8 protein-coding genes are annotated in these 12,770 nt (G+C 47.8%); 3 read left to right on the top strand and 5 right to left on the bottom strand.

The window, feature by feature from the left end; genetic code table 11:
- Positions 1–35: 35 nt before the first annotated feature.
- Together K7B07_RS07700 and K7B07_RS07695 are read right to left on the bottom strand one after the other, a co-directional pair.
- The gene (locus K7B07_RS07700; protein WP_223708701.1) at positions 36–1,325 is read right to left on the bottom strand and encodes a sugar MFS transporter; all 1,290 of its coding nucleotides are present in this window, start codon (positions 1,323–1,325) and stop codon (positions 36–38) included.
- Positions 1,326–1,459: 134 nt separating this feature from the next.
- Positions 1,460–2,035: a DUF6580 family putative transport protein gene (locus K7B07_RS07695; protein WP_223708699.1), complete on the bottom strand. Its 576-nt coding sequence runs from the start codon at positions 2,033–2,035 to the stop codon at positions 1,460–1,462.
- Positions 2,036–2,435: 400 nt separating this feature from the next.
- Between K7B07_RS07695 and K7B07_RS07690 the strand changes: the two genes are divergently transcribed.
- From K7B07_RS07690 to K7B07_RS07680, 3 genes are all read left to right on the top strand, one after another.
- Complete coding sequence (locus K7B07_RS07690; protein ID WP_223708698.1) at positions 2,436–3,227, top strand: M12 family metallopeptidase; 792 nt, start codon at positions 2,436–2,438, stop codon at positions 3,225–3,227.
- 97 nt (positions 3,228–3,324) lie between these two features.
- Positions 3,325–4,206 carry a hypothetical protein gene (locus K7B07_RS07685; protein WP_223708696.1) on the top strand — a complete coding sequence of 294 codons (882 nt, stop codon included), beginning with the start codon at positions 3,325–3,327 and terminating at the stop codon, positions 4,204–4,206.
- A 245-nt stretch (positions 4,207–4,451) separates the two neighbouring features.
- A complete protein-coding gene (locus K7B07_RS07680) occupies positions 4,452–5,747 on the top strand; it encodes a glycosyltransferase (RefSeq protein ID WP_223708694.1) in 1,296 nt (431 codons plus the stop codon).
- Positions 5,748–5,756: 9 nt separating this feature from the next.
- Here the strand turns inward: K7B07_RS07680 and K7B07_RS07675 are convergent, their stop codons facing one another.
- From K7B07_RS07675 to K7B07_RS07665, 3 genes are read right to left on the bottom strand one after another with little or no spacing between them, the layout of a single operon-like run.
- Positions 5,757–7,427: a C45 family autoproteolytic acyltransferase/hydrolase gene (locus K7B07_RS07675; RefSeq protein ID WP_223708693.1), complete on the bottom strand. Its 1,671-nt coding sequence runs from the start codon at positions 7,425–7,427 to the stop codon at positions 5,757–5,759.
- A complete protein-coding gene (locus tag K7B07_RS07670) occupies positions 7,420–8,919 on the bottom strand; it encodes a phytoene desaturase family protein (RefSeq protein ID WP_223708692.1) in 1,500 nt (499 codons plus the stop codon). The genes K7B07_RS07675 and K7B07_RS07670 overlap by 8 nt, the downstream gene beginning before the upstream one ends.
- Positions 8,912–12,763: a 1-acyl-sn-glycerol-3-phosphate acyltransferase gene (locus K7B07_RS07665; protein WP_223708691.1), complete on the bottom strand. Its 3,852-nt coding sequence runs from the start codon at positions 12,761–12,763 to the stop codon at positions 8,912–8,914. Before K7B07_RS07665 ends, K7B07_RS07670 begins: the two co-directional genes overlap by 8 nt.
- Positions 12,764–12,770: the final 7 nt, after the last annotated feature.

The following is a 12,770-nucleotide window of genomic DNA, read 5'->3' as shown; positions in this document are numbered from 1 at the left end:
CCTTACAGGGCTTGCCTGCGCATTGCGCGCAGCAATTATTTTTTCAATCTGCTCAGTCCTACCTTATGGCCGCTTACGGCAAAGTACAGGATGTAGAGGTAACAGGGAAGTACCAGTATAAAATAGGCTAACTGAAAGTTAACACCCAAATGGTCCTTAATATAACCATACGTTAAGGGAAGAATGGCGCCACCGGCGATACCCATGATCATAATGGCCGAACCGGTTTTGGTAAATTTACCCAAATGACTAATTCCCAACGGGAAGATTGCCGGCCACATGAGTGAATTGGCAAGTCCCAGTAACGCAATAAAGATAACGGATGTGTAGCCGGAACCGAAGTAGGCAATAATGGAAAATGCTATTCCCAGCAGGGCACAGATCCGGAGGGCGAACTGCTGCGAAATCAATTTAGGGATTGTAAAAATACCGACCACATAGCCCAGCAACATTCCGCCAAGCGTTAATGAGGACAAATATTTAGCCACATCCGCATGAATACCCAGTTCCTTTCCATAAATGCCGATCACATCTCCCGCCATTACTTCTGCACCCACATAAACAAAAATACAAAGTGCACCCAGGAACAGGTGGGGAAACTGAAAGACACTTTTATGATGAACAACTTCGCCGCTGGCTTCATCCACTACATCTTCTTCCGGGTTCACTTCCGGAAGATGGAGCGTTTTAATCAGTAATGCAAACAGCACAAATACAACAGCCAATACGATATAAGGAGTATTAACACGTGCTAAAACATCGCTCAGTAATTGTTCTTTTTCTGAACCGGTTGCTGCAGTGATTTTAGCTTCAGTTTCGGCGGCATTTTTCATGAACAGCGCCCCCATAATAAAGGGTACAATCATTCCGGCGAATTTGTTACAGATGCCGGCCATGCTGATGCGCTTGGCAGCACTTTCGATAGGTCCGATAATAGACAGATAGGGATTGGCCGCTGTTTGCAGTAATGCGAGCGCAGCTCCCTGAACAAAAATACCGCCCAAAAAAAGCTCAAATGATCTGGACCGGGCCGCCGGGATAAAGATCAGCGATCCAAGCGCCAAAACAATCAACCCCAGGATGAGGCCATTTTTAAAACCTGTTTTTTTCAGGATCCAGGAAGAAGGCAGCGCAAGAAAGAAATAAGCAATATAGGAGGAAAAAGTTACTAGAAAGGCCTGCGTATCCGATAATCCAAATGATAATTTAAAAAAAGGAATTAAAGGAGCATTCGCCCAGGTGACAAATCCGAAAATGAAAAAAAGTCCGCAGATCGTAGCTAATGGTAGCAATATGTTTTGGGAATTGGAATTTGTTCCTGCCATTACAAATCGTTTAAAATGAATTAATGGCTCTAAAAATAGGGAAATTATTCCTGTTAACTGCTATTGCTGCAACCGTTTGCACATAAAAAAAGCATGAATGGTCGATTCATGCTTTCATGATTTAGATTTATATATCAGGCTTTTGAATACCGGAGAGAAGGAAGGCGCTTTTGCGCCAGTGCATAAACACCAAATAGCACTGCTGTATAGAACAGATCACCACCAAAGGCGCCCAGGAACAGCTGATTGCTGAACTGGTTGTAAAACGGAAGCGCTCTCAGGTAGGTCATGCCCAGGGTAAGTCCCGGCTCATATTCAATGCTGCCGGCAATACCACTGGCTACCCATACGCCAAAATTGGATACGATCCAGAAAATAGCGGAACCGGTGAGCGAATAACCCAGGAGCTTTAACGCCTTGGGCTGACGAAGCGTGGTACCAAGCGCCGTTACCAGGATCATTCCGCCGTACACAAAGAGCTGACTGATGCCATAAAACCCCCTTGCGCCGGAAAGACTCATTACAAGATCCGAAAGTAAATAAGCCAGCAGGGGCATTATATACGCCATCCATTTTTTATCAAACGTGGCCCCGCTGAACAGCGCCATGGCTACCAAAGGGGTAAAATTATAGGGATGGGGGAGTATGCGGCTTAATGCAGCGATCAGTATCATCAGGGTGATGACCTGGAATTTGTTTGTTACTTTCATGATCCGAAATCCGATTTATACAGTGTAAAAGTAAAAAACTTTTGGGAATTGGGTAAAAAACCCTGTTTTGGCCGATCCGTGGGTCGCAGGATGGACATTTGGCTGTAAAACAAATGGCTGCCTGCGGCCGGCTGCATCCTGTGGATATAGCCGGTCCTGCCGGGGAACTTAATCGCAGTCAAAAAAAGAAAAACGGGCTTTTTTTTAAAAGCGGCATCGTATATTTATCATGCTTTTATATGAATACCTTTAATCCGTTACAACAAAGTTTGTTGTAAGTAACACAATGTGATTTACATGAGAAAGAACCTGAGTGACCCGCTATGCCCCTGTGTCAATTTCCACGCAACCGCTGACCGCCCCGCTATGTGTATTATTCACCAAATCAAATATCCGAATTATGAAGCAAATCAAAATTGCAGCGTTGGTGTTGTTTGCCAGCGGCGCTTTTACCGCCTGTCAGAAAAGCGGAGTAAATGAACAAAGCCAGCCCACGCCCGAGGCAGCCGCATCCATTTCTCCCGAATTTCTAAACCTGAAAGTATGCACCGAGCTTTACCCGGATGGAACATCGCCAAGAGGTGCCACCATTAAAGCGAAGCAATGGCCCAACGGAAGCACGATCACCGTGAGCCTGAACGGAGGCACCACCTTTGTAAGAAACAAGGTCATCCAGTTTGCAAGACAGTGGGAGACCTATGCCAATGTGAAGTTCAATTTTGTTACCAATGACCGGAAGGCTACTATCCGCGTGAGTTTCTCTCCCGGTGGCTCCTGGTCGTATATAGGTACCGATGCCTATGCCATAAAAGGCGGTAAGGCCACCATGAACTTCGGATGGTTCGATAACACCACGCCGGATGAAGAATTCAGCCGTACGGCGATCCACGAATTTGGGCATGCCCTGGGCCTGATCCACGAACATCAGCATCCCCTTGCAGGTATCCCCTGGGATAAACCCAAGGTATATGAATACTATAAACAAACACAGGGCTGGACAACGCAGCAGGTGGATGTAAATCTTTTCCAGAAATATTCGACCTCCGAAACAAACTACAGCACCTATGACCGGGCTTCTATTATGCATTACCCGATAGAGGAGGAATTAACCATCGGTAATTTTTCGGTGGGCTGGAATACGGTGCTTTCCAGTACCGACAAATCATTTATTGCCACCGTTTATCCGAAATAACGAATCGCAATTTTGTACCGGAAGGTACCCGGCAGCTAGCTGATCCTGCCGGGTACCTGTTTTAAGATGTACACGGAAACCGGTAATTTTATTTTGTATGTATCACACAAAGATTTTCTTTATCTGTCTGTTATTACAATGCGGCAGTGTATTTTATTTGTCTGCACAGAAAAACGAGATCTGGCTGTCTGCCGGTTACAGCGAGGCCGATCTGCATTGGTCCATAGCCGGTAATGCGAATGGCAAGGACCCGGATATCTTATCGGAGTTGATCTGGCACCGGTTAAGAGGACCGCTGTGGAGCGCGGGCAGCCGGTATTATTTTAACAACAAATGGGGTGTTGAACTTAATGGCGGATACCATGCTGTTAAAAAAGGGAGGGTGATCGACAGGGACTATGCGGATGATGACCGGCAGAACAATTATTATAACGAACAATTTAACAGCGGCGGAAAGGAACTGTTACTGGATGTCGCTGTAAATTACAATGCCGGAAAACTATCCGGCTTTACTATCCGCCCCTTTATAGGATATACATTACAAAAGCAGGAAGCGCTGATCATCGGGGATGGAGCAAATGAAGCCGGATTGCACAGCTCTTATAATACAACATGGATGGGAGCACAGGCAGGGGTGGATGCCTCGGGTGCCTTTGAACAGTTTGATATACGGTTGGGTTGCTCCGGAGGGCTTTTAAACTACAGGGCTACGGCCTTATGGAACCTGATCGAGGAATTTGCCAAGCCCGTAAGTTTCCGGCACAATACAGGGGGATATCAGCTTAAAGGCAGGGTGGAGATGGGCTACAGCCTGAAGCAGAAAATACGGGTGATGGCGTACTACCAGCTGATGCATGCCGATGCCTGGAACGGCACGGATAAAGCCTATTATACCGATGGGCGTACTGTGGAAACCCGTCTGAACTGGGTGACCACTACCAGCACCGGTTTTGGAGCAGGCCTGGGCTATTTATTTTGACCACTCCGCACCGTGATTGTTTTTCCCGGTATGCGCTCTGATAAAAATCATAGGAGCTAAAGCAGCAGATCTACCCGGCACACAAGCGCAAAAAAACAGAACTGACTGACCGGCTGGCTTGCTCTTCATTGAGAATTATTTTATATAAAAATTATTTTTTATATAAAATAATGAATAAATACTATTTTTACCCCTGATTGCAACCCTTGAATTGCATTTTTTTCAAACTAACCCAATTACAGCACATGCATTATGGTATCATTACTTTCGGTTCCAGGGGGGATGTACAACCCTATATCGCACTGGCACAGGAACTGACCGGCCGGGGAAACACCGTGGGAATTGCCGGAAATGAGAATTTTTCCGATTTTGTACGGTCATACGGAATTCCTTTTTATGCGCTTCCCGGGAATACGCAGAAAATGCTGCAGTCTTCCGAAATGACCGGGATCCTCAGATCCGGCAATGTGATCGCATACCTTCGTGAACTGCGGAAGCTAATGCAACCGGAACAGGAGCGGATTCTGGAAAAAATGGTCGATTACTGCGCGGCTTTTGATGTGCTTATCGCAACACCGCTTACAATGGTATGGGTATTTTCAGTAGCGGAAAAACTGAAAAAACCCTGGGCGGTTGTTCAGCTAACCATTCCTTCAGTGCCTACAGCCGCCTTCCCTTACATGGCACTTCATTTTTTTGATACTCCTGTCTATAACAGGTTTACATATCGGCTCATGCGCTGGCTTTTCTGGAAGGAGAATAAAAAAGAAGTGCAGGCACAGCGGGCAATATTAAAACTACAGCCGCTTGAAAAATCATTGCTGAAAAAGATGGATGAACAGCAGATTTTACAGCTACATGCATTCAGCCGTTTCCTTATTCAACGGCCTTCCGACTGGCCTGCGGAAGCTGCCATCACCGGTTTTTTAAAACTGCCGGAAACAAAAGAAGGATCAGCAGGAATCGATCCTGCAGCCATGATCAGTGACTGGCTGGGGCAGGGAGCGCCACCCGTCTATATCGGCTTTGGGAGTATCCCTGTTCCGGACCCTGAGCTCTTTTATACGATCCTGGAATACCTGCTGCGCAATACGGAAGAACGGTATATTTTCTGCCAGGGCTGGAGCCAACCGGTTGCACTGCCTGAAGATGACCGGCTTTTGATAATAAAAGCAGCAGCTCATTCCTGGTTGTTCCCGCAATGCAAGCTGGCGGTTATTCATGGAGGAATCGGAACGATCGGGGCCGCACTCCGTGCTCGACTTCCCGTAGTTGTAGTGTCCATCTTCGGTGATCAGCCGGTCTGGGGCAGGTTCATTGAAAAAAAAGGCTGGGGAACGCATATACGGTTTAGAAAACTGACCGCACAAAAACTTTTGAGTGCCATTAGAACAGCTGACCAGGCAACGGTCAGGACCTCCGTACAGCATATGGGCAGCATGATGGAACAGGAGAACGGAACTGCAGAAGCGGCATCACGGCTTGAGACCTATTTTAAATTATCGGCACAGGCACTAAACAGCGAGCCTGTGATGATGTGAAAGAACAGGTCAGTTTTCAGTTTTATGCAGTGCTTTTTTTAACTGGCTCCGGGCATGTTCCTGTTCGCCATGATTGGCGATCTCAAGCGTCAGCGATTTTTGATAAAAGCGGGCGGCTTTTGAATACTCCTTTTTCTTAAAGCAATAGTCTCCTGCCAGGATATAGCTGTTGTAAAAAGTGGGATTTTCTGCTACCAGACTATCCGGGTTAATGGTTTCGCCGTCCCGGACCTTTGCCTGGTAATTGCGGAACTGCTCAAAGTGTTTGAACTGAGGGGTATAAATGAACGGATCGGCAGGGAAGGCCAATTGCGGCTCGTTAATTTCCCGGTTTGTTTTCATTCCCTGTAAGGAAAACACTTTGTTAAGATCATAGCAAACAAAAGGTCCCAGCTGCCAGGGAGAAGTAGAGACCCAGACCAGCAGCTTCTGTGGTTCGAATACAATGGAGTGATGCGCGATAAACTGGTTAACGGCTTTCTCATTTCCCAGTCCGATATCTGCATTATTTATTCCTTTATAATCCCGGAGCACTGCGATTGTCTTTTGCACGGAGTTTTTTCCGTTTTGGGTTAACAGTTGATTCAGCCGGTTGTAGCGGTATACCGAAGAGCTTTTATCACGCATTTCCCTGTTGGGCGCCGAATTCCAGAATTCAGCGCTCTGGAAATGATTGGTACATTGAATCGCATTTTTACCAGGATCGTATACCGCAAGCGAATCCGGTGTTTTTTCAATGATCACGGCTTTGCCGTCTGCTGCAGACCCTACCAGGAAGGATTCCGATACAAACATCTTTCGTTTTCCGGCAATAGCCAGTGCTTCACGAATGTTCTGCGCGTATTGCACGATCTCCCGGGCTACCAATGACACAGGGGTTGCGGCGCCTGTGGGATAACTGCTTTTAGCAGCATTGATGGTTACGGTAAGTCCTTTCTCATTCATCCCCGAAACCACCCCTGTAAACCCGCCCCAGGTCACACTCATGAATTTATAGCCGGAGGAAGGGTTGATGAATGCCACGATCTTGTTCTTCGCAAAATCATCTCCCACGTAAAAATCAAAATTCCTTCCGATGATCAGGGAGCTGTCTTCCGAAGCGGTACCCCAGGTACCAAACGAGGTGCAGCCCACGAGTGCCAGGTTTTGGAGTGCATGCCCGATATCGTGTGCGGAGTGGTAATTAAGGATACGCTGGTATTTATCGCCGATATAACCATAGTTATCAGAAGCCGACCGGGAAACGCCATAGATCTCTTCCTTGTATTCTTCCGTTACATAGTCGGGCAGCTTCCGGTTAAAAAAACCGATAAAATATTTTAGGAAATGGCGGTAGAATTTTGAAGGCACCAGCTTATTGATCTGGGCACTGAAATAATCTTCCTGCAGTTGTACCAGCTCTTTGCTCAGTTTGCCGTTGATCACCCCCCGCTCAAAAGGCGTTCCTTCGGCATACAGTTCGTATAAGCCGGAGTTGCTTTTACGGAACCAGCTGTTATTGATGGTATACAGGCCGCTGTCCGGCTGCTGCCGTTGTAATTGCAGGGCGGCCGTATCTTTTATTTTGGGCGCTGGAATATCAGACACCCATACCAGGTACGCAAAGAACAGACCGAACAATAAAACGGTAACGGCCAGAACCCGTAATAGTCTTCTTAAAAATTTACTCCGTTTAAGCATTTCTTATTTTATCAACCAGTGTGTTGTCGTTTAGCAACAAGGTACAGGTGAGTACCGCACTGAGCGAAGTTCCCAAAATTCCATGTAAATTGAGGTTTTGTCCTGTTAAAAACAAGTTCGGGAGCTTGGTGCGGGGGCTGATGACCGTTTTCAACGGGTCGTTAAAGTCTTTTTGAATGCCGTACATACTGCCGTCTTCACTGCCGATATAATCCCGGTTGGTAAGCGGGGTGGCTGCATAACTGTGCCGGATATGTGCTACCAGTTCCGGGAACCGCTCTTTTACAAGATCCAGCAGCTGGTTGATCCTGGATTGTTTAAATCGTTCATAGGACCGGCCGCGTTCTTTTTCTTTTCCCACCCGGTTATAGGTATTTTCCCATTGCTTTACATCACCGGAGCGCATCGGTGTTAAAATGGAAACCGCAGCGGCAAATTTTTTGTTCTTCCGGTCGGGTGAAAAATACAGCCCGTAGCCCAGGGGCCAGTTCTGCTCCGTATAATCATTCAGATGCCATAATGCCCCTTCTTTATGGAAATAATAATTGTGGTTGGGGCAGGCAATGGTTCCCGGCTCCAGCACGCCGTATAGTGAAAAAGACGCCACGGTATTGGGCTGACTGCTGATGCGGTTGCGGTAAGCAGCTTTTAACAGATGAGAGCTGGTCCTGTTCAGTGTTTCCGCCGGACTGATATTGGAAATAAAATGCCGGGCGCAGATAACCTGACCGTCTTCCGTTTCCACATGTGAAATAATGCCACCGGTCTCCACGATTTTTTCAACGGCACAGTTGCGGATGATGGTGCCCTGGTGTTTCCGTATTTCAGCGGCCAGCAATTTGGCGATCTGTGAGCCGCCGTCAATGCATTTCCAGCTGCTTTCGATATAGCTGTTCACGATCAGGGCATGTACATGAAACGGTGTTTTCTCTGCCACACCGGAATAGAGCAGGTTATTGCCCGCCAGCACCGCCTGTAATTTTTTATTGGAAGTGAGGGCGCTGATGGTCTCTTTGGCGCTGAGGCCGAGCACGGCATCTTTCGAGATGGTATCGTCCAGCGTTAAATGATACAATGGAAACCTGCTGCATACTTCTTTAACCAGGTCGCAATAGCGGGTGATGGCCGTTTCTTCTTCCGGAAAGTCGGCTACCAGGTTCTTTATAAAGGATCCGTAGCCCTGGCTCTGAACATAGGTCTTCGGGTCATTCCCGATGAGGATATGATCAAAATCCGTGTCCATTTTTTCTATCCGCAACCGGTCCATGATCCCTACGTATTTGAAGATCTGGTGCAGGTTCTGGCCCTTGTCCAGTCCGCCGATATAGTGAACCCCGGTATCAAAAAGCTGTTTATTTCTTGAAAAGGTCTGCAGGTTGCCGCCGAGTTGTTTGTTCTTTTCGATCACACAAACCTTATGCCCCTGCTTTGCAAGGATGCTGCCACACAAAAGGCCGCCCAGTCCGCTTCCTATGATAAGGGTGTCAAACATTGTCCGTTTCTTTTCGCAGTACCCAGATCACGTTCGAGGTGTACTTCGTCTGATCGATCCTTTCAAAAGAAAGCTGGTGCTGTATGGCCAGTTGTTCGATCAGTTGCCCCGACAGGAAATAAAGCTCATTGGCGGTTTTGTTGAAGGAAAACACTTTGGTGGAAAAAAATTCGGTCAGCCTCGTTCCCTTATGTTTCTCCTTCAGGTCCTTATCACCCTCGCGGATGACCAGCACCCCACCAGGTCTCAGACTGCGGATGGCCTTTTCCATCACGGCCACCTGTTGCTCGGGTTGCAGGTAGTGCAGCACATCACTGATGATGATCCCGTCGTAGGTTTCAAATACAAATCGGGTGATGTCTGCATGAACGAACCGGACCTCCTCCGTCCTGCTGAAACAATGCGCGGCCGTAGCAATCTTCTCTTCATCATAATCCACGCCGGTAAGGCGCCGTTGTTCCTGGCTGCTCCAGTACAGGATATAACTCATAAAGCCATATCCGCAACCGAGATCCAGGATGTTGCCCGAAGCGGGCATCAGTTCATGAAAAGGCTGGTAATAATTTTCAAGTTTCAGTTTGATCTTCAGGTACCATTCCAGTACCGGTCCCTTATAGATATAATTAAAAAAGAGGTGCTCTTTAAAATATTTCGGTTGCTCCAGCTCACGGGTCAGCTGCAGGTGCTGTTCTTTAAAATACCGCGAAACCGCTTTGGTACGTTCCTGGTAATTCGTGCCCCAGCTGGTATCGGTCGCCCTGATCCTAGGTAAATACGCGGCAGTTACCGGACCGTTCTTAAGAAGATAGTCGCCCTTTGTCATGGTATATCCCAATCCGTGCAGTAATACGGGTACAATATCCAGTTGTAACTTTTCGGCCAGGAAGAAAGCGCCTTTGTGAAACCGCTTTATGGGCGGACGGGTACTTCGTGTTCCTTCCGGAAAAACAACGATCGAGTAACCCTCATCCACAAGCTGCTTCAGAAGCGGCACGCTGTTCTCGATCCCGTTCGCTACCGGATAAAAATCAGCCATACGGATGGCCCAGCCAAAGACCGGCGATTTCCATACCCATTGATTGGTGAGCAGGATGAGTCTTGGGTTCAGCATGGCCATCTTCAGAATGTCTAAAAAGGATTGATGGTTGGCAATGACCACCGCCGGTTTGGTGAATTTTTCATTGTCCGGATTGATGATCTTCTTCCGGAAATTGCCCATGATGTAGAGCACGGACATGCAAAATTTTGAAAGCAGGATGTGGTAAAGGTATTTTCCTTTTTTCCGGTTGAAAGGGTTCAATCTTACCAGGAAAAGCCCCACAAGGGTCAATAAGACACTGGTGGATGCAAAGTAAACGAAGGAGAACGAGGAGCGGTGCCAGCTCCACAGGGTCCAGGGATGGAAGTGTTTTTTGACACGGCTTTTTATCAGCAGCGAAAAAAAGAACGGGATCAGTACCTGAGCCATCAGTACCACGCAGATAATACCTGTTACTGAAATAAAAGCAATGGAGCGCAATGCGGGGTGTTTTGCAAAAACCAGTACCCCCAGTCCGGCAACGGTGGTAATGGCAGAGATGATGATGGAGGATTTATAGGAACCCAGTAGTTTTTTCCCCGTCTTGTATTCGGATAATAAACCATCCATAACAAACAGGCTGTAATCATCTCCCAGCCCGAAGATCAGGGTGGATACGATGATATTCACCAGGTTGAATTTGATGCCCGCCATTCCCATGATCCCAAGGATCCAGACCCAGCTGATGAGCATGGGGATGAATGCCATCAGCATCAGCTCAATACGTCCGAAGGTGAGGAACAGGACCACGGCCACCAGTATGGAAACGATCCAGGCGATCCGGTTGAAATCTTCGTTTACCATTTGTGTCAGTCTTGCGGTAAGATACTGACGGTCCAGCACGATCGCTGTATTACCGGCTTCCAGCTCATGGATGACGTTCTTTTTAAAAGCATCGGGAACTTTCAGCAGGGTGACCACCGTCGCATGGCCGGGTGTTTCCGTTATATAATCGTCCAGGTAGCTTTTGCGGATCGCTGAAAGCTGCGCGGTATCTACTGTTTTAAAGTCGGTGCCGAGCAACTGCTCAAAGGACCCGAAGGCATCTGTTTTAAATCCAAGCGGTACGCCCTGTGCTTTTATATCCGCCAATAGTTTTGTTTTCTTTTCAGCTGTCCAATAACGGTTCCAGCGGGCAATGCGGGCCTGCTGCAGCGAGTCCGACAAAAAAAGTGCACCGGCACCGGCAGTACTGCTGATGGCGCCTTCCGACCGGAACCGGTCGATGCGTTCCTGCAGCCGTTCATTTTTCCGGAGGGCCTCATCCAGATCATGGCCTTCCGTTACCAGGTATACCGATTTTAGCGCCGCGCCGCTGATACGGTGCAGTTGCTGTTCGGATTGTTTGACTTCGGCAGACATATAGTTCAGCTCCATCATGTCCGGTTCAAACTGTACGTTCCGGGCAAAAAAAGCAAATACGATGGTCAGCAGCAGGATGCCTCCGATCAGCCAGCGGTTCGATTCCGGCCGGAAGTCGGCGATCCGGTCGATCCAGGAAGACTGGTGATGGTCCTGTGTTGTGGCTGTTCCGATGAAATGCGGCAGGAAGATGAGGGAGCAGACAACAGCACCGATCAGACTAAGACCGGCGAAAAGCCCCAGGTCCTTCAGCATATCGGAAGCGGCATATTGCAGGGTAAGAAACCCGGCGATGGTGGTGAAGCTGCCGATGGTAAGCGGAAACGAAAGGTCCCTGATCACCTGCCGCATATTGCCCGTATGCCGGAAATGGTTGAAAACATGCAGGGAATAATTGACCACGATCCCCAGCACAATAGAACCGGTGCCCAGGGCAATAACCGAGATGCTGCCTTTGAGCAGACTGATCATACCGAGAGCAAATGCCGCTCCGTAAATCACGGGCACCAGGATCAGCACCGGTGCGCGTTTCTTTTTAAAATAAATGCTGATAAAAAAGACCAGGAAAAGAACGGTGATGGTTAGCGTGAGCTGTGTATCTTTTTTCAGTTGTGCGGCATTCCCTTCGGAAACAAGTGCACCACCAAAATACTGTGCCTGTACCAGCGGATAATGCTGCCCGAGTGAATCGATGGTGTGGCGAAGCGTCTCAAAAAGCCATTTGTTCCTGCCCGTATTACCGGCAGGAAACCCGGGCGTGATCAGCACCAGCATGGTTTTCTGATCCCGGGTGATGATATGGTTGCTGTACAATTCAAAATTGTCGTCCACCTGCAGCTCCTGCAGTTTTTTTAACGCAAGAAAGGAAATGCCGCTGGGATCATTGCTGATGATATTGGTAAGGGCAAAGCCCGTCGGACTGCTCAGCAGCCGGATGTCGTTTTCCAGGGTGGTTTTCAAGGTGGCCGGCTGGATCAGCGTATCCATTTTCCGGTAATCGCTTTCCGATAAAAAAACAGGAAGATGGTCCTGGATGGTCTGGAACAGTTCCATGGTGAAATCGTCCTCAACCTTATACCGTATGTTTTTGATATAAGGAGCGGTGTTGTTTTCCAATGCACCGGCCAGGGCGTCGGTAAAGGCTGCGAGGCTGTCCGGCGCTGTTTTTGAGGTGTCTTTTAAGGACACCATTACCGTCAGTTTATCGGCAAATTTTGAATTTCCAAAAAGCTGCGTAACCTTCTCCGTCTTTTTATCCTTGGGAATGATCGCATAGACATCTTCTATAAACGTGATGCGGGAAGCCAAAAGAAGAAATAAAAGAAACGTGATAAGGAACAGCGTATAAAGCAGTCCCTTCCTGGGTTTTAAAAAATCATATATGGAAATAAAAAACTGTTGCATGCCCGCG

It is taken from the genome of Niabella beijingensis (assembly GCF_020034665.1).
GTDB classification, from domain to species: Bacteria; Bacteroidota; Bacteroidia; order Chitinophagales; family Chitinophagaceae; genus Niabella; species Niabella beijingensis.
The sequence above is the reverse complement of the archived record's forward strand: the minus strand, read 5'-3'. Positions and strand labels throughout refer to the sequence as shown.